Source organism: Streptomyces sp. NBC_01525 (assembly GCF_045040405.1).
GTDB classification, from domain to species: domain Bacteria; phylum Actinomycetota; class Actinomycetes; order Streptomycetales; family Streptomycetaceae; genus Streptomyces; species Streptomyces benahoarensis.
The window spans coordinates 4,164,525-4,187,001 of record NZ_CP109397.1 but is presented as its reverse complement, the minus strand read 5'-3'; the positions used below and the strand labels follow the sequence as shown (position 1 = coordinate 4,187,001).

Below are 22,477 nucleotides of genomic sequence, written 5' to 3'. Positions count from 1 at the left end.
CCGCCCCCGGGGCCGCCGTCCGGCCCGGCGCGCCACAATGGCGGCATGACTTCCGACTCCCCAGCGGAGCCCGGCGGCCCGGCGGTGGAGCTGCGCCGCCGCTGGGCGGCGACCGTGGCCCGCACCCGAGGCGCGGCGGGCCCCGATCCGGCCCCGTACGCGGAGAACCTGCTGGCCCGTTGGGCGGAGCCGCAGCGCCGCTACCATACGGTCGCGCATCTGGCGGCTGTCCTGGAGCGGGTCGACGAACTCGCCTCGTACGCCGCCGATCCGGGCATCGTCGAGCTGGCGGCGTGGTTCCACGACGCCGTCTACCGCCCGGACCGTTCGGAGAACGAGGAGCGCAGCGCGGCGCTCGCCGAACGCGCCCTGCCGGAGCTGGGCCTCGACGCCGACCGTACGGCGCAGGTCGCGCGGCTGGTCCGGCTCACCGTCACGCATGATCCGGAGCCCGGCGACCGCGACGGCGAGGTGCTGTGCGACGCCGATCTGGCGGTGCTCGCCGGGACGCCGGACGCGTACGCGGCGTATGCGGCGGCCGTCCGCGAGGAGTACGCGTTCGTGCCCGATCCGGACTTCATCGCGGGCCGTGCGGCGGTGCTGCGCCAACTCCTCGGCCTGCCCCGGCTGTTCCGTACCCCGCTCGGGCGGGAGCGCTGGGAGGGCGTCGCCCGGCACAACCTGGCGACGGAGCTGACGCTGCTGAGCGGCTGACCTGCGACGACGGGCCGGTCCGGGCGCCGGACGGCCGGGGTGCCGGGCACTGGGGGCGGCCGGGGTGCCGGGCCGCCCGCGTCCGCCGCCCGGCCGATGTCCGGGCGGCGGCCCCGTACTGCCCTCGGGGACGGCCGACGCTGCCCTTACGCCTCTGCCCCCGGCGCCGCGGAGCCGGTAGGCAGGGACACGTCGCGTTTTCTGCGGGAAGAGGACCCATGCGTGCCCAGGACGAAGCCGGACGACCGGAAGCCGCGAAGAGCCGCCGTGCACCGGCGCCGCGCCCCGCGACCGGACCGGTCGCGGGCACCGGTACGCCGTCGCACCCCCTCCTCGCCCTGCAGAACAGCGCGGGCAACGCCGCCGTCGTCCAACTGCTCCGGCAGGCGGGGCACCCGGGCGAGGAGCACCGGCACGGCGCCGGGTGCGGCCATGGGCAGGGCGGTGGCCCCCAGGTGCAGCGGTCCCTCGTCCCCGAGGTGCTGCGCTCCTCCGGGCGCCCGCTGGACGAGGCGACCCGCGGCGACATGGAGGCGCGGCTCGGCGCCGACTTCTCCGACGTGCACGTCCACGACGACGGCGCGGCCAAGGCGTCGGCGGCGGAGGTCGGCGCCCGCGCCTACACCTCCGGCAGCCATGTCGTCCTGGGGGCGGGCGGCGGCGATCCGCACACCCTCGCCCACGAGTTGACCCATGTGATCCAGCAGCGCCAGGGTCCGGTCGCGGGCACGGACAACGGGGACGGGCTGGCGGTCTCCGATCCGTCCGACCGGTTCGAGCGGGAGGCGGAGGCGAACGCCACGCGGGTGATGCGGGGCCCGGCGCCGGACGGCCCGGTGGCCGCGCAGCGGTCCGTGGCGGCGCCCGCGGAACCGTCCGCGCTCCAGCGGCGGGAGGACAATCCGCACGCCAAATCCGCCGACCACAACGGATGGACCACGACGGCGCACCACATCGTGGCCCACTCCACGCTGAAGGAGTCCCTGGGACGGCTGGACGATGCCGAACAGCTCGATGTGCTCACCGCCGCGATTCCCCGGGACATCACCAAGGAGATGCTGGCCAACCTCAAGGTCGGCATTCCGGAGGACAAGAACACCCCGGAATACCGCAGGACGCTGCGGAAGCGGCTGGCCGATAAATCCGTCCCGAACTCCGAGAATGAATACGGCATTCCCTTCAAGGACATCCGGCATTCCTTCTTCGAATGGCAGGCGGGGAACCAGTTCATCGGCCCCAACACCAGTATCCGCGCGGAGCCGACAGAGAACGGTGACGACATCGACACCGACGGCAAGTACCTCTCCCCGCTGGGCGGCAAGAAATTCAGGAACCTCACCGATCTGGGCGAGAAGCTGAAGCATCCCGGCATCGAGAACGGCGAGACCGTCAAGACGCTCAAGAAGATGCTGGACCTCACCAAGGACGTGAAGGTCGCCGACTTCGACCCCTCACAGTGGAGCGAGATCACCGACTGGAAGGAGGTGGAAAAGCAGGCCGGGGATCTGGGCCGCGCGCATCTGGAGAAGTACACGTATTTCAGGTTCTCCGCCGAAGAGCTCACCACGAACGGGTACCTCAAGCCCGCGGATACCGGCGGCGGTTACGAGTACTACGGCGCCCCGGTGAAGGGCGCCGCCGCCCTGGGCGGATTCGTCTACATCCCGTACACGACGCATATGGTTCCGCCCCCGAAGGAGGGCAGGACGGCCGGTGCGCGCCAGCCGCTCGCCGCATTCTGCAAGGCCAGGGCAACCACCTCCACCTTCCTCCCGAAGGGGCTGCCCAGGGTGAGGAGGCAGTAGGCGCCACACCCCGACCAGGCGATGTATCGGGGCATATCGGACGGCGCAGGCGTGGCGGGAATGCGGCGGGGGTGAGGGCTGTTGGTGGCGGACATGCCTGTCCCCTCCGAACGCTCCCGTATGCCCGCCGCTGTCTACGTTTTGGGCCTGTCTGTATTTGCTCTTGGCACGAGCGAATTCATGTTGTCCGGCATTCTCCAACCGCTCGCCCATGACCTGGGCGTCTCCATTCCGCAAGCGGGCCTGCTGGTCTCCGCGTTCGCGATCGGGATGGTGGTGGGCGCGCCGGTTCTCGCCGCCGCGACGCTGCGACTGCCGCGGCGCACCACGCTGATAGCCCTGCTCGCCGTCTTCGGTCTGGGACAGGTCGCGGGCGCGATGGCGCCGACGTATGGCGTGCTCTTCGTCTCGCGGGTGGTGAGCGCGCTGGCGTGCGCCGGATTCTGGGCGGTCGGCGCCGCCGTCGCGGTGTCGCTGGTGCCGGTCACCGCGCGGGCCAAGGCGATGGCGATCATGGTCGGCGGGCTGAGCATCGCCAATATCGCGGGCGTACCGGCCGGTGCCCTGCTGGGTCAGCACGCGGGCTGGCGCTCGGCGTTCTGGGCCGTGGCCGTGCTGGCGGTGATCGGCCTGGTGGGCGTGGTCATCGCGGTGCCCCGTACGGAGGTGCCGACGGGCGCGGAACGGCCGCGGCTCCGCCGTGAGCTGGCCATCTACAAGGACAAGCAGGTCTGGCTGGCGCTGACCGCCACGGCGCTGAACGCCGCCGCTGTCTTCTCGCTCTTCTCGTACCTCTCGCCGCTGCTCACCAAGACCGCCGGGCTGGCGGAGAGCTGGGTGCCGACGGTGCTCGCGCTGTTCGGCCTCGGCGCGCTGATCGGCACGTTCATCGGCGGCCGGGTCGCCGACGCGCACCTCTTCCCGACGCTGTTCGCCGGGATCTCCGCGTCGACGCTGGTGCTGGCGGCGCTGGCACTGACGGCGCACAGCCCGTTCGCCGCCGTCGCACTCTCGCTGATGCTGGGCGTCACGGCGTTCACCACCGCTCCGGCGCTGAACGCCCGGATGTTCAACGTCGCGAACGCCGCGCCGACCCTGGCCGGGGCGACGACCACCGCGGCGTTCAACATCGGCAACACCCTCGGCCCCTGGCTCGGCGGCCTGGCCATCAGCGCGAAGTGGGGGTACGAGTCCACGGCGTGGCTGGGCGCGGCGCTGGCCGCCGTGGCGGTCGCCGTCACCTTCGTCGCCTTCCGCCTGCACCGGGCGCCGCACCGCTCCCGGGTGGTCGCCGCGTCGGCGCCGGGCGTCGAGCCGGGGGCGGAGCGCAGCGTGGAGCTGGCCAAGGAGGGCGCGGCGACGGCCACGCACCACTGACGCCCGGCCGCACACCGCTGACCTCCGGCCGCGCGCCGCTGACACCTCTCGCACCGCCCGGGCCCCGGCCCCCACGTCTGCCCTACCTACCGGGCCGGACCGGGGCCGGGGCCCGGTCCCGGTCCCGGTCCGGGCCAGGCTTCCGAACCGTCCGCCGGCCAGGTGTCCGGCGGGCGGTGCTTGGGGCGGCGGAGACCGGCGGCGGTCAGGCGGCGCAGCAACTCCTTGCTGCCGACCTCGACCGCCCCGGCGCGCACCGCGTCGTCGTAGCGCTCCCGGGGCAGGTCGTAGTGGTCACGCTCGAACGCCTTCGGGGGGACGCCGATTCCGGAGGCGAAGCGGTGCAGCTCCTCGAACGACACGTCGCTGACGAGGTGCGACCACATGCAGCCGTGCCCGGGCCAGATGGGCGGGTCGATGTAGAGCGTCACCTCAGTGCTCCGCGGGCGCGCCGAGCCTGCCGACACGGGCCACCGCGACCGCGGTCTTGGGGCAGACCCAGTGCGGGTCGGGCCCCAACTCCGGCTCCACGTCGAGCGCGTGCGGGTCGCCGGACTCCGTGCACACCGGGCACAGCGGCCAGCGGCCGTACCGCTCCAGCAGGGCGTCCTGGACGTCCTGGGCTATCAGTCCGGCGACGAACTCCACTCCGGCCGGCCACTGCTCCACCCACCAGCGGCGGTGGGCGACCGCGTCCTCGACGAGGGAGACGATGTCGGCGTCGGCGACGTCGTTCGCCACCAGGTCGGCGAGGACCAGCGCCCGCGCGGCGTGCAATGCCTGTTCCAGCTCCATGTCGTCCATTGTCGCGCGGACCGGTGACAGTCCGCTCCGCCGTCCACAGCACCGCGGCGGGCCCTGCCGCGGTTGTCCACAGGCCGTTGCGGAGGTGTTGACGCGCCCTGGCGTTGAAATTACTTTTCAGTCGTGAGCAGCAGCGTGAAGGAAACTTTCAGCGAGGTGGCCGTCGCGTCCCGACCGGCCCCGACCCCGCCCGCCCCCGCGGCGCTGGCGGCCAAGGTCCGCACTCTCGGTCCGTCGATGACCCGCTCCATGCAGCGGGTCGCCGAGGCCGTCGCGGGCGATCCGGCCGGCTGCGCCGCCCTCACCGTCACCGGCCTGGCCGAGCGCACCCGCACCAGTGAGGCGACGGTCGTGCGGACCTCCCGGCTGCTGGGCTATCCCGGCTACCGCGATCTGCGGCTGGCGCTCGCCGCGCTCGCCGCACAGCAGGCCGCGGGCGGCGCCCCCGCCGTCACCGCCGACATAGCGGTCGACGATTCCCTCATCGACGTCGTCGCGAAGCTGGCGCAGGAGGAGCAGCAGTGTCTGGCCGACACCGCCGCCGGGCTGGACGTCACCCAGTTGGAGGCGGCCGTCTCCGCGCTGGCCTCGGCCCGCCGTATCGATGTGTACGGCATCGGGGCGTCCAGCCTGGTCGGCCAGGATCTGGTGCAGAAGCTGCTGCGGATCGGTCTGATCGCGCACGCCCACGCCGATCCGCATCTCGCGGTGACCAACGCGGTGCAGATGCGGACGGGTGACGTCGCCCTCGCCATCACCCATTCGGGGCGGACGACGGATGTCATAGAGCCGCTGCGGGTCGCCTTCGATCACGGCGCGACGACCATCGCGATCACCGGCCGCCCGGACGGCGAGATCGCCTCCTACGCCGATCACATCCTGACCACCTCCACGGCCCGCGAAAGCGAGCTGCGGCCCGCCGCGATGTCGTCGCGGACCAGTCAACTCCTCGTCGTGGACTGCCTGTTCATAGGCGTGGCGCAGCGCACGTACGACACCGCGGCGCCCGCACTGTCCGCCTCCTACGAAGCGCTCGCCCACCGCCACTCCCCCCGTCCGCACCGCTGATCCCAGCGCCGACCGCGCCGTGCGCCGCCCGCCCGGCGGCGCCCCACCGACCGTCACCGATCCGCCGGCGCCGTCCCGGCACGCCGCACCGCTCCACGCCCCACCCGCCGACCTCACCCGCACCCGAACCCGCACCACAGCACGTCGTACAGATCCGTCCGTACGAGCCGGAAAGAGCCGCCACATGACTTCGACAGCCGACCACGCAGATCTGCGGGCCCAGTTGGACACGCTCACGACCGAGGCGTTCCGCCCCGAGCTGGCCGAGATCGACCGGCGTTCCACCCTGGAGATCGCCCGGACGATGAACGACGAGGACGCGAGGGTCCCCGGCGCGGTCGCCACGCAGCTGCCGCGGGTCGCCGCGGCCATCGACGCGCTCACCGCCCGGATGGCCGAGGGCGGCCGGTTGATCTACGCCGGTGCCGGGACGGCCGGGCGGCTGGGGGTGCTGGACGCCAGTGAGTGCCCGCCGACGTTCAACACCGACCCGTCCGAGGTGCTGGGGCTGATAGCCGGTGGCCCGGCGGCGATGGTCACGGCGGTGGAGGGCGCGGAGGACAGCAAGGCGCTGGCCGCCGAGGACCTGGCGGCGCTGGGGCTGACCGAGCGGGACACCGTCGTCGGGATATCCGCCTCGGGCCGCACCCCGTACGCGGTCGGCGCGGTGGAGCACGCCCGGAGCGTCGGGGCGCTGACCGTCGGGCTGTCCTGCAACGCCGGTTCCGCGCTGGCCGCGGCGGCGGAGCACGGCATCGAGGTCGTCGTCGGTCCGGAGCTGCTGACGGGCTCGACGCGCCTCAAGGCGGGTACGGCGCAGAAGCTGGTGCTCAACATGCTCTCGACGATCACGATGATCCGGCTCGGCAAGACCTACGGGAATCTGATGGTCGACGTCCGGGCGTCCAACGACAAGCTCCAGGCCCGTTCACGGCGGATCGTGGCGCTCGCCACCGGCGCCTCCGACGCGGAGATAGAGACCGCCCTCGCGGCGGCGGACGGTGAGGTGAAGAACGCGATCCTGATCGTGCTCGGCGAGGTCGACGCCCCGTCGGCCGCCCGCCTCCTCGACGCCTCCCGCGGGCATCTGCGCGAGGCCCTGGAAGCGGCCCGCACCGCCTGACCCCGACCCGGCGCCCCGGGCGGTCCCACACCGTCGCGGCTCCGCACCGTCGCGGCTCCGCACCGTCGCGACCTTCGTCCACCCGATTGATCCTGATACGACCCTCTTCTCCCCTCCCCTCGTTGTCCGCACAGCAAGGCTCCGCTCATGCCCGAAGACAAGAACCGCGCCACCGCCGCCGCGATCCTCCCCCTCGTCGGCGGCGCCCGGAACATCACCTCCCTCGCGCACTGCATGACCCGGCTACGGCTGGGGATCCGGGACCGTTCGCTGGTCCGGGACGACGCGCTCAAGGCGCTGCCCGCGGTCATGGGCGTCGTGGAGGACGACACGTACCAGATCGTGCTGGGCCCGGGGGCGGTCGCCCGCGTCACCCCGGAGTTCGAGCGGCTGGTGGACGAGGAACGCGCCGCCGGGCCGGAGGCGACGCCGGTGCCGGTGCCGGAGGCGGCTGCTGACAGTGCCGATGCCTCGGCCGCGTCCGGCGCCCCCGACGCCCCGGCCACGTCCGGCACCGCCGCGCCCCCAAAGGCGGCGGAAACAGCGGGCGCCCCGCCCTCGGCCGCCCCCACCGCCACCGACCTCGCCGCCCAGGGCGCCGCGCTCAAGGCGCGGCAGAAGGCGCGGAACGCCACGCCGGTCAAGCTGTTCCTGCGCCGGGTCGCGAACATCTTCGTGCCGTTGATCCCCGCGCTGATCGGCTGCGGCATCGTCGCCGGGATCAACGGGCTGCTGACCAACCTCGGCTGGCTGCCGTCCGTCGTACCGGCACTGGCGGCGGTCGCCTCCGGCTTCATGTCGTTGATCGCCGTGTTCGTCGGTTACAACACCGCGAAGGAGTTCGGGGGGACGCCGGTCCTGGGCGGGGCGGTGGCCGCGGTCATCGTGTTCCCCGGCATAGCGAACATCACGGCGTTCGGGCAGAAGCTCTCCCCCGGGCAGGGTGGTGTCCTCGGCGCGCTCGCCGCCGCGCTGCTCGCCGTCCAGGTGGAGAAGTGGTGCCGCCGCCGCGTCCCGGAGGCGCTGGACGTTCTCCTCACGCCGACGCTCACGGTGCTGCTCACGGGCCTGGTGACGATCTACGGCCTGATGTTCGTCGCGGGCGAGGTGTCCCACGGCATCGGCACGGTCGCCACCTGGCTGCTGGCGCACGGCGGGGCGCTCGCCGGTTTCGTCCTCGGCGGGCTCTTCCTGCCGCTGGTCATGCTCGGGCTGCACCAGGCGCTCATCCCGATCCACACCACCCTGATCGAGCAGCAGGGGTACACCGTTCTGCTGCCGATCCTCGCGATGGCCGGTGCGGGTCAGGTCGGCGCCGCCCTCGCCGTCTACCTCCGGCTGCCCCGGAACACCTCGGTCCGCCGCACCATCAAGTCCGCTCTCCCGGCCGGTTTCCTGGGCGTGGGCGAGCCGTTGATCTACGGCGTCTCGCTGCCGCTGGGCCGCCCGTTCATCACGGCGTGCGTCGGCGGGGCGTTCGGCGGCGGCTTCATCGGCCTGTGCAACCAGCTCGGTGACGCGGTCGGCTCCACCGCCATCGGCCCGTCCGGCTGGGCCCTGTTCCCGCTGGTCAAGGGCGTCACCGGCATCGGCACGACGCTCGCGATCTACGGCATCGGGCTCGTCGTCGGCTATGTCACCGGCTTCCTGGCCACGTACTTCTTCGGCTTCAGCCGCCAGATGCTCACGGAGCTGAACGCCGCGCCGGAAGCCCCGGAAGGCGCGGAAGCCCTGGAGAGCGGGTCGTCTCCGGAAGCCGCCGGGAGCGGTCCGTCCCCCGATGCCGCGCCGGAAGAGGACCAGGTGGCGACGCTCAACTCATCGGACCGCGATCGACTCCTGTGGAGCCCGTCGACGGTTTGCCCTCCCAGCGGTGGAGGTTCGTGCGCGTCGGCGAGTAGCGACGGCTGACGGCTTCCCGCGCGCGTGTCCGGGCCCGGCGGTTCCGGTTCCGGGCACGCGCCCCCGGCAGCGGACCGCCCACGCAGCGAACCGCCCACACGCCCCGGCCACCCGCGAACCCCCGTGCCGCGCACGCCCCCGACCAGTACCCTTCCCCGCGAAGCATCCTCACAGGACGGGGAGTTGGGGGACATGACGCGCGACACCTTCCGCACACCACCGGACCAGGTCCCCCCGGACCGCCCCACCCCGGAGCCGAACCAGGCCCCGGCCCCAACTCCGGCTCCCACCCCGGACCCGAGCCCATCCCCAAGCCCGACCCCGGACGCACCCCCCGGCCGCCTCCGCCGCCTCCACCGCTGGTTCACCGGGCTCACCACCGACCGGAAGATCGCGGTGGTGGGTCTCGTCCTCGCCGCCGTGCCGCTCGCCACGCCGTTGGTCTCCGCCGGGTACGACGCCGTCTTCAGCGACCCGGCGCTCGTCCTCTCGGCTGCCCAGAACGACGACACCTGTTCCACGGCTTGGCGCGTCGCCCCAGGTCAGGACGGTCTTCGCGCGGCGCTGCCCAACGCCGACGTGCATGCGCTCACCCGCTGGGAGCGCGACCGGAAGATCACCCACCTGGGGACCGTCGAGTCCTCCGTGAGCATCCGTGGCAACCTCGGCAAGGCCGTTCAGCTCCGCGACCTCTCCATCACCGTGCTGAAGCGCGGCGCCGCGCTCCCGGGCACCAACCAGCCCACCGTCGACTGCGGCGGCGACGGACCGCCCGAGCTGTTCTACGTGGATCTCGACACCCTGCCCGTCAACCACCCGGTTTCCGCAAGCTACTTGATGACCAGCCCGCACCAGGCGGCGGCCCGTAAGGCGGCCGCGCAGTACACCCGGAAGCCGATGCGGCTGCCCGTGACCGTTTCCACCTCCAGCGTCTACGACCTGAAGCTCATCGGCCGCAGCCAGTCCCACTACGTCGAGTGGCGGGCCACCCTGACCTGGTGGGACGGCGAGGAGACGCACACCACGACGCTCGACAACGACGGTCAGCCGTTCCGTGTCACCGCGGAACGCCGATGAGCGCCCCGAAGCCCGGCCCTGCGCGGAACAGCCGCCTCCCCCGCTCCCCGTTCGCCTACGCCGCCCTCGCCGTCGCGCTCGTCCACCTCACCGGCGCGCTCCCCTTCCAGATCGACTGGGCGGGCCGCACCGGCGCAGACGCCGCCCCCGAGAGCGCCCTCGACGCGCTCCGCCTCCTCACCGTCTCGCCGGTCCGCCGCTTCAGCACCGCGACGGGCCCGGCCGCCCTCGGCCTGGAAGCGCTCTGGACCGTCTGCTTCCTCTTCCTGCTGACCGCCGCGACCCGCGCCCTCGCCGCCCGTACGACGCTCCCGCCCCGCGACCCGGAATCGGCCGTGACCAGGGCGTACGCGCATATCGCCGCCTGGCCGGTACTCGCCCCGGCCGCGCACCTGCCGGCCCTCGCCCTCACTCGCCTGCCCGAGCTGTCCTTCGACCCGACGCTCCGCGGGAACACGGCGTACACCCTGTTCCTCGATGTCCGCGCCGGGCTCGGGCACACCGTCCTGCTCGGCCTGATCGGCGGTTTCGCCGCCGCGACGGCGCTGCTCGCCTTCGACCCCGACATCGCGGAGAACGCCCCGCCGACGGGCCCGCGCGACCAACTGCGCCGCTTCCGTGGCCCGCTGTCCACTCTCTGGCCCCGCATCGGCGCCACGCTGCTCGCCACCGCCGCCGGGGCGCTGGTCCTGGACCTCGTCGCGAACGGCCTTCCGGGTCACGTCCTGGACCCGGTGGCCCGCTTCTGGTGCGCGCCCTCCGAGATCGCCCAGGTCTGCGGGGACGATCTCGTCCGTCTCTCCGGCCTGGACCTCCCGGAGTTCCCCGGCGGCGAACCGCTCCTCGTCCGCTTCTCCCGGCTCTACGCCTGGCAGGCGTTCGTGCTGCTCTTCGCCGTCACGCACTTCGCCGTCGCGTCGCTCACCCACGCCCTGCCGCGCCCCGCCCGCGCGGCCCTCGCCGCGTGGTGCGGCTACACGGCGGGCGCGATCGGCTTCGGCGCCGTGGCGCGCGCGGTCTCCGCCCTCTGGGAATCGCCCACCCGCAGCCTGACGCTCGACCAGATCCTCGGCCTGCTCCTCCCGCCCACGGGCCTCAACCACGCGCTCTACACCGCCCCGTTCGCCGCCCTCCTCTGCGCCGCCCTCACCCGCGTACGGTTCCGACGACGCAAGGAACCCGAGGCCGCCGACGAAGCCCCGGCCGAAACGGACGCCGCCCGAGAACTCGAAGCCGCCGCGTCCGAAGCCGACGCGGCGGCCCCCGCTCACGGCAACCGGCTCGCCTGATTCAGCTCCGCGACCCGCGCCCACAGCTCCTCCCGCAGCACCGTCTCGCGGAGCTGTTCCGGCGGGCAGTCCCACTCCCGGCCGCCGCCCGGCGGCCTGAGCTGCACATACGGGCCCTCCTGGCCCATGATCCGCCCGAGACGCCCGTCCCGTACGTCGACGGCGTACCCACCGGCCCGCAGCCACAGCGGCTCACCGAGCCGTACCCCGGTCGGCCCCTCCGGCCGTCGCGCGGCGCTCACTTGCCGCACCGGGCCAGCAGGTCCACGAGCTGCCGCGCCGTGGCGAGGTTGCACCGGCCCAGCTCCACGAGCGGCTGCGGGTCGACCCTCGCGCACGACACCGGATCGACGCCCAGCGACGGCAGTTTGATGCCGTGGGCCCGCAGCCCCTCGTCCAGCGCCCGCACGGCGTCGTCCGCCTCCCCGAGCGCGGTGCCCGTCGGCCGCCGCCGTTCACTCATCGCCATCGTTCTCCACCTTCCACACTGTGTATGACGTTCGACACACAGCGTGGCCGGACTCGGCTAGCCTGGAAAAGGGGCGCAGACCCAACAACATCCCCTGTACGACCTGGAGTTCCCATGCCCGGACCCAAGCGTCTCGATCCATCCTCCTCACCCCGCGCAATGCTCGGCGCGGAGCTACGGCACCAACGGGAGAAGGCCGGTCTCTCCCAGGACGAGCTGGGCGCGCTGCTCTTCGTCAGCGGCTCGTTCATCGGCCAACTGGAAGCCGGTACGCGCCGGATGCTGCCGGAGTACGCCCAGAAGATAGACGACATCCTCAACACGGGCGGCTACTTCATGCGGAACTGCGCTGCCGCCATGAAGTCGAAGTACCCGGATCACTTCGCGGAGGCCGCTGAGGCGGAAGCTCAGGCGTCGTCGATCAAGGAGTACTCGCCCCAGCTCATCCCTGGACTGCTCCAGACCGAGGCGTACGCGCGGGCCGTCTTCCGCGCGTACCAGCCGACGGCGCAAGAGTCGGTTATCGACGAACTGGTCGCCGCGCGGCTGGAACGAGCCCGGATTCTCGACGACGCAACAATTCCGCTGTTGTGGGTGGTTCTGGACGAGGCGGTACTGCGCCGGGCCACCGGCGGACGGAAGGTGATGGCCGAGGCGCTGCGCCACATCGCCGCACTCGTCCGCCGCCACCGCATCATCGTGCAGGTGCTTCCGTTCGACGCAGGGGCGCACGCCTCGTTGGAGGGAACGCTGAATCTGATGCGGTTCTCGGATGCCCCGCCGTTGGCGTACTTGCAGGGCCCCGGCACAGGTCAGTTGGTGGACGATCCGGCTAGGGTCGCCCAGTACGAACTGTCCTACGATCTCCTCGCGGCCAGCGCATTGTCACCGGAAAAGTCGTTGGCCCTGATCGAGTCGACGGCGGAGGCTTTCGTCCATGAGGAACCAGAGTGAGTACGACTTGAGCGCCGCGACCTGGCACAAGTCCAGCTACAGCGGCGGGAGCGGGGGCAGCTGCGTGGAGGTCGCACGGGACTTCCCCGGCGCGGCCCGCTGGCGGAAGTCCAGCTACAGCGGCGCCAGCGGCGGCGACTGCCTCGAAGTCGCCGACGGCGTCCCCGGGATCGTCCCCGTACGGGATTCCAAGCGGCCCGAGGGTCCGGCGCTGACGTTCCGGGCCGCGTCGTGGGCGCGGTTCGTGGGCGGGCTCAACGCCGGGTCGTTCGGCGACGCCTGAGCGGTACGCGCGAACGCGTCGGCCCCGGTTCCCCTAGGGAGAGCCGGGGCCGACGTGTGCGTGCGAGGGAAAGGGGCCGACGCTGTGCGCCGGCCCCGTCCCGGGCGTCAGCCGACGTTCTCGTCCGAGGCGGCCGGCTTGAGCTGGTTGACGACGCCGAGCAAGTCGAAGGAGAACCAGATCTCGTCCATGGTCTTCTTCTCCTCATCCCAGTACGCCATCGTCAGGCCCGTGACGAACATCTGCTTCCCGGCCGGTTCGATGCCCATGAACTCCGTGCCGTCATGCGTCGCTTCCTGGTCCCACCGGACGATGGTGCGGTTCCCGGAGACGACGAAGTCCCGCGCCTCCATGGTCTGCTTCGGGAAGATCGCCAGGTACGCCTTGAAGAAGTCCTTGACCGCCGCTCGTCCGTGAACATCGCCGAGCGGCGTGTGCGCCACGATGTTCTCGCCCATCACCTCGTCGATCACGCCGTAGTTCGGGGCATTCTCCGGATACCAGATTTCGTCGACGAACCGACGGTGGTTCACCTCAAGAGGCGATGTCATCTGTTCTTCCAATCTCGAAGGTGATGCGGTGAGAACCGGGTCAGTTGACGGCCCGGTCGTGCTCGGCCCAGAAACGGTCGCGCAGGACACGGCGAAGGATCTTGCCGCTGGGGTTGCGCGGGACCTCGTCAATGAACTCGTACTTGGTGGGGATCTTGAAAGCGGCGAGCCGGTCGCCGAGGAACGCCCTGAGCTGGTGGGGCGCGACGGAGGCGTCCGGGTGCCGTACGACGAAGGCGTGCACCGCCTCGCCCCAGCGGTCGTCCGGGACGCCGATGACGGCCACATCCAGGACCTCCGAGTGAGCGCTGATCGCGTTCTCCACCTCGGCCGGGTAGATGTTCTCCCCGGCCCGGATGATCATTTCCTTGATGCGGTCCTGAATAAACAGGTATCCGGACTCGTCCCTGTACCCGGCGTCGCCGGTGTGGATCCAGCCGTCGACGAGGGTCTTACCGGTGGCCTCCGGCAGGTTCCAGTACTCCAGCATCCGGGCGGGGGTCTTCAGGCACACCTCCCCCACCTCCCCGGGCGGCAGCGGCAGCCCGTCCGCATCGATGATCTTGAGTTCGATGCCAGGGTAGGGCCGCCCGGCCGCCCGCAGCCGGGGGCTTCCCAGCACGTGGTCGGCGGGCGGCAGGCACACCGCGGTGTTCCCGGTCTCGGTCAGACCGTAAATCTGCGCGAGGTCACACTTCATGACCTCCATGCACCGCTGGAGCAGCGTCTCGGAGATCGGCGATCCGCCGTAGATGGTCTTGCGCAGGGTGACGAAGTCGGCACTGGAGGCGCCCGGTTCGGACAGCAGCATCAGCAGCATCGCCGGAACCATGAACGCCGTGGTGATACCGGACGTCCGGATCAGTTCCAGTACGTCCTTGGCGCCGAAGGACCGTACGGCGATGTTGGTGACGCCCGCGTTGAACCCCTGGGTGGCCCACCACAGCCCGCCGATGTGCGAGCCGGAGATCCCGATGAGGCTCTTGTCGTCCGGCCGCCAGTCGATCCAGTCCAGCCCCTGCGCGGCCAGCAGGCCGCGGACCGCGAAGAAACTGCGGTGGGCCAGGACCACGCCCTTGGGGAATCCCGTCGTGCCGCTGGTGTACATCTGGGCCAGCGGGTCGTCGGTGTGGGACTGCGCCGGTACGGCCTCGCCCGCCCCGGCAAGCTGCCACTCCGGGAACGCCGTCCCGTCCGTCCCCGCGCAGTCCAGAAGCACCAATTCCCGCACATCCGTGAGCTGCGAACGCAACTGACGCACCGTCGGAAGGAACTCCTCCTCCACGAAGAGCAGTTCGGCAACCGAGTCGCGCAGGATGTACGCCACTTCCTCGGGCGCGAGCCGCCAGTTCACGGGTACGAGCACCACGCCGGTCATGGCGCAGGCGAAGAGGAGTTCGTAGAACCGCACCGACTCCTTGCCCAGGTAGGCAATCCGGGTCCCTCTGCCCGCACCCGACGCCAGCAGCGCGGCAGCACTCGCGGTGCTCTCCCCGCGCAGCTCCCCGTAACTGAGCTGGGCGCCCTCGCAGCAGATGGCGGCGCGGTCCGGCTGCTGCTCGGCGTGGAAGGCGAGCGTGGCGTCAAGCGTCCGCAGGTCCGGCGGAGGTGCGATGTGAGCGGTCATGGTTCACCCATTCCTCTGGAATCGTGTGGCCCGGAGCCAGTAGCGCCGACGCTGGAAGGCGTACGTGGGCAGGTCCACGAGGCGGGCGCCGGAACCGGAGAAGAGGTCGCCCCAGTCCACGGACTCGCCCTGGCAGTGGGCCTCGACCTGGGCGCGAAGGTCGGCCGTGGCGGATGCGCCGATGACTCCGGGCTCCGCGCGTCCCTCGGCAAGCGCGGCCAGGCCCTCCAGGAAGCCGTCGCGGTCGGCCGCCAGCACCGCAGCGCGGTGCTTGAGACCGGCACGGCTCGCAGCCAGCGAACGGGCCACGTCCCGGTCCTCCAGCTCGGGGTGTTCGGCCAGGTGGGCGTGGAGGCGGGCGGCCTGCGCGCGCAGCGCCGGCACGGACGCGGCGGACAGCAACCACGGCACGGGCGACCGCAGGGCGGGGTCGGTGACCGCAGTCCGGTCGGGAGAGTCCGCAGGCGGCGACTGGTCGAGCGGGCCGGGCGGCGGTGCCTGCTCGATGATGGCGTGGACGTTGGTGCCGCTGACTCCGTAGGAGGAGATGCCCGCGCGGCGCGGACGATCCCGCTCCGGCCACGGCACCGGCTCGGCCAGCAGCCGGACCGTACCCGCGGACCAGTCCACCATCGGCGTCGGCTGCTCGGCGTGCAGCGACCTCGGCAGCAGGCCGTTCCGCATGGCCATCACCAACTTGATGATGCCGCCGATGCCGCCCGCCGCCTGCGTGTGCCCGATGTTCGACTTCAGGGTCCCCAGCCACAGGGGCTGCCCCGCCGGGCGCTCGGCACCGTAGGTGTCCATCAGCGCCTGCACCTCGATCGAGTCACCCAAAGGTGTGCCCGTACCGTGCGCCTCCACCGCGTCGATGTCCGCGGGTCCCAGCCGGGCGGCGTCGAGCGCCTCGCGGATCATCCGCCGGTGCGCCTGCCCGTTGGGCGCGGTGAGCCAATGGGACACACCGTCTTGGACGACGGCGGAACCCCGCACCACCGCGAGGATCGTACGGCCGTTGCGCCGGGCGTCCGACAGCCGTTCCAGGGCGAGCATCCCGGCTCCCTCGGACATCCCCATACCGTCCATTGCGGCGGAGAAGGACTTGCAGCGTCCGTCCGGGGCCAGCGCACGCGACCGGCTGAAGGTCACCAGCGGGCTCGGGGTCGCCATCACCGTGGCCCCGCCCACCAGCGCCAGCGAGGACTCTCCGCTACGCAGCGACTGGATCGCCAGATGCAGCGACACGAGCGCCGAGGAACACGCCGTGTCCACCGTCACGGCCGGTCCATGGAGCCCGAACGCGTACGCGATCCGGCCCGAGGCCACACTCCCCAGGCTGCCTACCGCCAGGTCGCCCTCGAACCCCTCGGGCGGCCGGGGCACGTTTCCGCCGTAATCGTTGTAGATGACGCCGGCGAACACACCGGTCCGGCTCTCCCGCAAGGACGTGGGGTCGATACCCGCCCGCTCCAGCGCCTCCCAGGCCGTCTCCAGAAGCAGCCGCTGCTGCGGATCGACGGCCAGTGCCTCATTCTCGGAGATCCGGAAGGGATCCGGGTCGAAGTCCGCGGCATCGTGCAGGAAGCCGCCCTCCCGGGTGTAACAGGTGCCCGGCCGGTCAGGGTCGGGATCGTAGAGGTCCTCGTCCCAGTCCCGGTCGGACGGGAACTTCGAGATGGCGTCCTCGCCGTTCTCCAGCAGCCGCCACAGGTCCTCCGGGGTCTGCACACCGCCCGGGAACCGGCAGGCCATGCCGACGATGGCCACCGGCTCGCTCTGCCGCTCCGCCGCCTCGGAGAGGTCCGCCAATTCCCTCTTGGCACGACGGAGATCGAGCGTCACACGTTTGAGGTAGTCCCGCAGCTGGGTCTCGTTTGCCATGAGCGAGGGGAGCCTTCCCTTGAGGTCGGTCGAGGTCCGGGTCGGGCGGATCGGCGGATGAGATTCCGCTCACCGGTCGGCGGCGCCGAGTTCTTCGTCGATCAGCTGCAAGAGCTGCTCGTCGGTGGCATCCGCGATGTCGGCATCGTCGACCGCGTCGGCATCGGAGGCGGCTGCGGGCGATGCGGGCGATGCCTCTTCGGACGGGGCAGTCGCCGTCGTGCCGAAGAGCCGGGCGCCGATGTAGCGCGCCAACGCGGCCGGCGTGGGGTGGTCGAAGACGAGCGTGGCGGGCAGCCGCAGGCCGGTGGCCTCGTCGAGGACGTTTCGGAGCTGGGTCGCGGTGAGCGAGTCGAAGCCCAAATCGGCCAGGTAGTGCTCGGGCGGGATGCCGCCGGCCTCGGAGTACCTCAGCACACCGGCGATCCGGGCCCGTACCAGGTCCAGCACCTCAGCCGCCCGCTCCGGCTCCGGCAGCCCGGCCAGCCTCGTCCGCAGACCGTCCGTGTCGGCAGATCCGGTACGCAGCGCACCGTCCTGCGGCCCGGCGGGGACCAAGGCACTCAGGAGCGGCGGCACCGGTGCGCCCGAAGCGCGCAGTGCGGTCATGTCCAGCCGCGCCATCATCAGCACCGGCGCTTCGGTGTTCGCCACCGAGTCGAAGAGGGCGAGGCCCTCTTCGGGATCCAAAGGCAGCACCCCGGTGCGGCGGAGCTGCGCGGCCAGACCGTCCCGGTCCAGCTCGCCAGCCATCCCGCTGTCCGTGTCCCAGTAGCTCCACGCCAGCGCGGTGCCCGGAAGCCCGGCGGCCCCGCGGTGCCATGCCAACGCCTCCAACAGCGCGTTCGCGGCCGCGTAGTTGGCCTGCCCTGGCGCGCCGAGCGTCGCCGCCGCCGAGGAGAAGAGCACGAACCTTTGCAGATTCAGGCCCAGTTCGTCGGCCAGTTCGTGGAGGTGGAGCGCGGCGTCGGCCTTCGGCCGGAACGCCCTGGCGATCCGGTCGGGCCCGAGCGAGCCGATCACCCCGTCGTCGAGCGCGCCGGCCGCGTGCACGACCGCGGTCAGCGGACGTTCCGGCGACACGGTTGCCAGCAACCGCGCCAGCGCACCGCGGTCCCCGGCGTCGCACGCGGTGACGGACACCGTTGCCGCGCCCAGCTCGTACAGCTCGCGCTCCAGGTCCGACGCGCCCGGCGCCTGCGGACCCTGACGGCCTATCAGCAGCAGGTGCCGTACGCCGTGCCCGGTCACCAGGCGGCGGGCGACCAGGCCGCCCAGCGCCCCGGTGCCACCGGTGATCAGCACCGTACCGTCGGGGTCCCCGAAGGTCGCGCGGTCCGGGTCGCCGGGCGTGGCCGGGTCTCCTTCCGGGACATCGGCACGCACCAGGCGCGGCGCCAGGGCCTGTCCCGCCCGCACCGCCAGCTGGGGCTCGCGGGTGGCCACCGCGCCGGGAATCGCGCGGAGTGACGCACTGTCATCGTCGGTGTCCAGCAGCACGAACCGGTCCGGGTTCTCGCTCTGCGCCGAGCGCACCAGCCCCCACGACGCGGCGTGCGCCAGATCCGGCACACGCTCGTCCGCGCCCACGGCGACCGCGCCCCGCGTCACCAGCACCAGTCGGCTCTGGACCAGCCGCTCCTGCCCCTGCCATTCCTGCAGAAGCGCCAACGCTCGGCAGGTCGCCTCGCGGGCCCGGTCGGCGAGCGCGCCCTCGCGTGTGTCCTGGGCCTCCGCCGCGAAGTGGGGTACGAGCAGCACATCCGGTGCGGAGGCGCCCCCGTCCAACGCCGCCAGCAGCGCGGAGAGATCGTCGTAACGCTCGGCACCGGGCACGTTCAGGCCGTCCCCGAGCACCGCCCACGATCCGCCGGCACCGGCCGGCGGCACCGGCTGCCACTCGGTGCGGAAAGGCGCGTCGCGGCGGCTGTCCCTGGCCGCGGTGATCTGTTCCAGATCCACCGCAAGAAGCGTGAGCGCCTCCACCGCAGCCACCGGCCGGCCGTCGGTACCGCTCACCGTCAACGACACGGAATCGGGGCCGCCGGGCACCAGGTGGACCCGCAGTTCGGATACGCCCGCGGCCTCCCGGGTCACCTTCCGCCAGGCGGAGGGCAGCCGCAGCTCGGTCGCGTCCAGACCGAGCGGGTGCAGGGCCGCGTCGAGCAGCGCGGGGTGCACGAGGAACGCACCGGGCTTCCAGGTCGACGCCGACGGGCCGTCCATGGGGAGCTGCGGCAGGCGCACCTCGGCGAACAGTTCCTCGCCGCGCCGCCACACCGCGTTCAGTCCCCGGAACGCCGGTCCGCACTCCGCGCCGAGGGACGTGAGCCGCCCGTACAGCCCCTCGACGGGCACCGGCTCGGCTCCCGGCGGCGGCCAGACGCCGGGGCCCTCGGGCGCCCGGACGTCGCCGATGGCGAGCGCCCCCCTGGCATGGCAGGTCCAGGGCTGTCCCGGTGGCGTGTCCTCCGTACGGGAGTACACGGACACCGGCCGGTGACCGGAGTCGTCCGGCTCGCCGACCGTCACCTGCACGCGGACATTGCCCTGTTCCGGCAGCACGAGCGGGGCCTCCAGCACCAACTCGGCCAGCTCAGCACACCCCACCTCCTCACCGGCGCGCAGCGCCATCTCCACGAACGCCGTGCCCGGCAGCAGCACCGACCCCGCCACGGCGTAATCGGCCAGCCAGGAATGCGACTCCAGGGACAGGCGTCCCGTCAGCAGTACCTCGCCGGTCTCCGCCGACTCCACCGCCGCGCCCAGCAGCGGATGACCGGCAGCCGCCAGCCCGAGCCCCGCCGCATCACCGGCGGCGGGCGCCACGGATGCGGGCCAGAACCGCTCCTGCTGGAACGCGTACGTCGGCAGTGCCACTCCGGCCGGGCCGGTCCCAAGAACCGCTTCCCAGTCCAGCCCGACCCCCCGCACATACGCCTGTCCCAGCGCGGTGACGAACTGCTCCAGCTCCCCCTGGTCCCGACGCAGCGACCCCAGCGCCGCCCCCTCGTGCGGCGATGCCTCCAGCACCTGCTCCACCGCGGCCGTCAGCACCGGATGCGCACTGGCCTCCACGAACACCCGGTGGCCCGCGGTCAGCAGCGCCTCCACACCCCGCTGGAACTCCACCGGCTCCCGCAGGTTCCGATACCAGTACCCGGCATCCAGGCCAGCGGTGTCGATCACCTCACCCGCCAGCGTGGAGCAGAAGACGACATCGGATACCGACCGCGGCTCGATGTCCGCCAGCAGTTCCCTCAGACGCTCCTCGACCACCTCGACATGCGCCGAATGGGACGCGTAGTCGACCGGGACGCGGCGGGCCCAGATGCCCTCGGCTGCCAGGCCGTCCAGCAGCTGGTCCATCGAGTCGGCATCACCCGACACCACCGTGGACGCGGGCGAGTTGACCACAGCGACGGACAACCTGCCGTCCCAGGCGGCCAGGCGCTCCTCGACCGCGGCCCGGCCCAGCATGACCGAGGCCATGCCGCCCTTCCCGGCCAGCTCCTTCAGCAGCTGGCTGCGCAGCGCCACGATCCGCGCGGCGTCCTCCAACGACAACGCACCGGCCACATAGGCCGCCGCGATCTCGCCCTGGGAGTGGCCCACCACCGCCGCCGGCGTCACGCCGTAGTGACGCCACAGCTCGGCCAGTCCCGTCATCACGGTGAACAGGGCGGGCTGCACGACCTCGGCGACCTGATCCAGCGCGTCCGTGCCCTCCTCACCTCGCAACACCGCACGCAACGACCAGTCCAGATACGGCGCGAAGACCCGCTCGCACCGGTCCACCCACTCCGCGAACACCGGGGACGAATCCAGGAGCGCCCGGCCCATGCCCACCCACTGCGACCCCTGACCGGGGAAGACCAGCACCACTCCCGGGCCTTCCGTGTCCCGGCCCGTGGCCACGTCCGGGACGGACACCCCGGCCGCCAGCGCTTCCAGCCCGGCGATCGCCGCCGTGCGGTCCTGCGCAACGACCGCGCCGCGATGCTCGAAGGCCGTACGGTGCCGGGCCAGTGCCACCGCCATCCCGGCGTCCGCGACCTCGGGTTCCGTCGTCGTACGCAGGAAGTCCGCCAGCCGTCCCGCCTGCTCCCGCAGCGCCGCCTCCGACCGGCCGGAAACCGGCCACAGCACCCCTCCCGCGGCCGAGCCCGGCGCGACAGCTTCCGCCTGCGATTCCTCCTGCTCCTGAGGCGCCTCCTCCAAGATGAGGTGGGCGTTGGTCCCGCTGATGCCGAACGAGGAGATCCCGGCCCTGCGAGCCCGACCGGTCTCGGGCCACGGCACCTGCTCCGTCACCAACTCCACCGCACCGGACGACCAGTCCACGTGCGGCGAGGGCGCATCCACATGCAGCGTCGCCGGCACCACACCGTGCTGCAGCGCCAGCACCGACTTGATCACACCCGCGACACCCGCCGCCGCCTGCGTATGGCCGACGTTCGACTTCATCGACCCCAGCAACAGCGGAGCGGCCTTCGCATCGCGCTGACCGTACGTCGCCAGCAACGCCTGCGCCTCGATCGGATCGCCCAGCGACGTCCCCGTCCCGTGCGCCTCCACCACATCCACATCGCCCACCGACAGATCCGCCGCGGCCAACGCCTGCCGGATCACCCGCTGCTGCGACGGACCATTCGGAGCCGTCAGACCATTCGACGCACCGTCCTGGTTCACCGCACTGCCGCGCACCACCGCCAGCACCCGGTGCCCGTTGCGGCGCGCATCCGACAGCCGCTCCAGCACCACCATCCCCACACCCTCGCTCATAGCGGTGCCGTCGGCGGCCGCGGCGAAGGGCTTGCAGCGGCCCTCGGGCGACAGCGCCCGCTGCCGGCAGAACTCGATGTAGACGGTGGGCGTGGGAATCGCCGTCACACCGCCCGCCAGCGCCATCGAGCACTCGCCCTGGCGCAGCGCCTGCGCCGCCAGGTGCATCGTCACCAGCGACGACGAGCACGCCGTGTCGACCGCGACCGCGGGGCCTTCGGCGCCCAGCACGTACGCCACCCGGCCCGCGGCGACACTGGTCGTGGTGCCCAGGTCGAAGTACCCCTCGACCTGGTCGAAGATCGGCTGGAGGAGCAGCGAGTAGTTCGACGGGAAGGCCCCGGTGAACACACCCGTGCGGCTGCCCCTGACCGAGGACGGGTCGATGCCGGCCTGCTCCAGCGCCTCCCACGACGTCTCCAGCAGCAGCCGCTGCTGCGGATCCATCGCCAGCGCCTCCCGCGGCGAGATACCGAAGAACGCCGCGTCGAACTCCACGGTCTGCCTGAGGAATCCGCCGTCCCGTACGTAACTCGTCCCCTGTCCCTCGGGGTCCGGGTCGTACAGCGCCTCAAGATCCCAGCCCCGGTCGTCAGGGAACGGGCCGAGCCCCTCCCCGCCGGAGGACAGCATCTCCCACAGGTCCTCGGGGGACTCCACACCGCCGGGGAAGCGACACGCCATCCCCACGATCGCGATCGGCTCCGATGCCGTGTCGCGCAGCTTCTGATTCTCCGCCCGCAGCTGCTGGACCTCGGTCAGCGATGC

General features: G+C 72.1%; 18 protein-coding genes. 10 read left to right on the top strand and 8 right to left on the bottom strand.

Annotated elements, in window-relative coordinates; translation table 11 throughout:
• Nucleotides 1–45: 45 nt before the first annotated feature.
• From OG422_RS18890 to OG422_RS18880, 3 genes are all read left to right on the top strand, one after another.
• On the top strand, nucleotides 46–714 hold the full coding sequence (locus OG422_RS18890) for a hypothetical protein (RefSeq protein WP_405743812.1): 669 nt from the start codon (nucleotides 46–48) through the stop codon (nucleotides 712–714).
• A 218-nt stretch (nucleotides 715–932) separates the two neighbouring features.
• Nucleotides 933–2,519, top strand: a complete 1,587-nt coding sequence (locus tag OG422_RS18885) for a DUF4157 domain-containing protein (RefSeq protein ID WP_405743811.1) — start codon at nucleotides 933–935, stop codon at nucleotides 2,517–2,519.
• 120 nt (nucleotides 2,520–2,639) lie between these two features.
• Nucleotides 2,640–3,896: a Cmx/CmrA family chloramphenicol efflux MFS transporter gene (locus tag OG422_RS18880; protein ID WP_405747887.1), complete on the top strand. Its 1,257-nt coding sequence runs from the start codon at nucleotides 2,640–2,642 to the stop codon at nucleotides 3,894–3,896.
• A gap of 86 nt (nucleotides 3,897–3,982) precedes the next feature.
• On the opposite strand, the gene OG422_RS18875 is transcribed toward OG422_RS18880, so the two are convergent.
• Both OG422_RS18875 and OG422_RS18870 read right to left on the bottom strand, forming a co-directional pair.
• The gene (locus OG422_RS18875) at nucleotides 3,983–4,327 is read right to left on the bottom strand and encodes a DUF4031 domain-containing protein (protein WP_405743810.1); all 345 of its coding nucleotides are present in this window, start codon (nucleotides 4,325–4,327) and stop codon (nucleotides 3,983–3,985) included.
• Nucleotide 4,328: 1 nt separating this feature from the next.
• On the bottom strand, nucleotides 4,329–4,691 hold the full coding sequence (locus tag OG422_RS18870) for a hypothetical protein (protein ID WP_405743809.1): 363 nt from the start codon (nucleotides 4,689–4,691) through the stop codon (nucleotides 4,329–4,331).
• A gap of 132 nt (nucleotides 4,692–4,823) precedes the next feature.
• On the opposite strand from OG422_RS18870, the gene OG422_RS18865 reads away from it, so the two are divergent.
• The 5 genes from OG422_RS18865 (at nucleotide 4,824) to OG422_RS18845 (ending at nucleotide 11,159) form a co-directional block, all read left to right on the top strand.
• Entirely contained in the window at nucleotides 4,824–5,768 is a 945-nt protein-coding gene (locus OG422_RS18865) for a MurR/RpiR family transcriptional regulator (RefSeq protein ID WP_143942333.1), read from the top strand.
• A 184-nt stretch (nucleotides 5,769–5,952) separates the two neighbouring features.
• Nucleotides 5,953–6,891: an N-acetylmuramic acid 6-phosphate etherase gene (gene murQ, locus OG422_RS18860; protein ID WP_405743808.1), complete on the top strand. Its 939-nt coding sequence runs from the start codon at nucleotides 5,953–5,955 to the stop codon at nucleotides 6,889–6,891.
• A gap of 147 nt (nucleotides 6,892–7,038) precedes the next feature.
• Complete coding sequence (locus OG422_RS18855) at nucleotides 7,039–8,802, top strand: PTS transporter subunit EIIC (protein ID WP_405743807.1); 1,764 nt, start codon at nucleotides 7,039–7,041, stop codon at nucleotides 8,800–8,802.
• Nucleotides 8,803–8,985: 183 nt separating this feature from the next.
• A complete protein-coding gene (locus OG422_RS18850; protein WP_405743806.1) occupies nucleotides 8,986–9,870 on the top strand; it encodes a hypothetical protein in 885 nt (294 codons plus the stop codon).
• Nucleotides 9,867–11,159 carry a hypothetical protein gene (locus tag OG422_RS18845; protein WP_405743805.1) on the top strand — a complete coding sequence of 431 codons (1,293 nt, stop codon included), beginning with the start codon at nucleotides 9,867–9,869 and terminating at the stop codon, nucleotides 11,157–11,159. Before OG422_RS18850 ends, OG422_RS18845 begins: the two co-directional genes overlap by 4 nt.
• Here OG422_RS18845 and OG422_RS18840 read toward each other — a convergent pair.
• Nucleotides 11,138–11,401, bottom strand: a complete 264-nt coding sequence (locus OG422_RS18840; protein ID WP_143941158.1) for a hypothetical protein — start codon at nucleotides 11,399–11,401, stop codon at nucleotides 11,138–11,140. The two genes, OG422_RS18845 and OG422_RS18840, sit on opposite strands and share 22 nt — an antisense overlap.
• Entirely contained in the window at nucleotides 11,398–11,628 is a 231-nt protein-coding gene (locus OG422_RS18835) for a hypothetical protein (RefSeq protein WP_405743804.1), read from the bottom strand. Before OG422_RS18835 ends, OG422_RS18840 begins: the two co-directional genes overlap by 4 nt.
• Before the next feature lie 114 nt (nucleotides 11,629–11,742).
• Here OG422_RS18835 and OG422_RS18830 point away from each other — a divergent pair, with 114 nt between their 5' ends.
• Complete coding sequence (locus OG422_RS18830; RefSeq protein WP_405743803.1) at nucleotides 11,743–12,582, top strand: helix-turn-helix domain-containing protein; 840 nt, start codon at nucleotides 11,743–11,745, stop codon at nucleotides 12,580–12,582.
• The gene (locus tag OG422_RS18825) at nucleotides 12,566–12,865 is read left to right on the top strand and encodes a DUF397 domain-containing protein (RefSeq protein WP_405743802.1); all 300 of its coding nucleotides are present in this window, start codon (nucleotides 12,566–12,568) and stop codon (nucleotides 12,863–12,865) included. The genes OG422_RS18830 and OG422_RS18825 overlap by 17 nt, the downstream gene beginning before the upstream one ends.
• Before the next feature lie 107 nt (nucleotides 12,866–12,972).
• On the opposite strand, the gene OG422_RS18820 is transcribed toward OG422_RS18825, so the two are convergent.
• The 4 genes from OG422_RS18820 to OG422_RS18805 form a co-directional block, all read right to left on the bottom strand.
• Complete coding sequence (locus tag OG422_RS18820; protein ID WP_143941162.1) at nucleotides 12,973–13,416, bottom strand: ester cyclase; 444 nt, start codon at nucleotides 13,414–13,416, stop codon at nucleotides 12,973–12,975.
• A gap of 40 nt (nucleotides 13,417–13,456) precedes the next feature.
• On the bottom strand, nucleotides 13,457–15,043 hold the full coding sequence (locus OG422_RS18815) for a long-chain-fatty-acid--CoA ligase (protein ID WP_405743801.1): 1,587 nt from the start codon (nucleotides 15,041–15,043) through the stop codon (nucleotides 13,457–13,459).
• A gap of 3 nt (nucleotides 15,044–15,046) precedes the next feature.
• Nucleotides 15,047–16,924 (bottom strand): type I polyketide synthase, encoded by a 1,878-nt coding sequence (locus OG422_RS18810; RefSeq protein WP_405743800.1) that lies wholly within the window; start codon nucleotides 16,922–16,924, stop codon nucleotides 15,047–15,049.
• A gap of 69 nt (nucleotides 16,925–16,993) precedes the next feature.
• On the bottom strand, nucleotides 16,994–22,471 hold the full coding sequence (locus tag OG422_RS18805; RefSeq protein WP_405747885.1) for a type I polyketide synthase: 5,478 nt from the start codon (nucleotides 22,469–22,471) through the stop codon (nucleotides 16,994–16,996).
• Nucleotides 22,472–22,477: the final 6 nt, after the last annotated feature.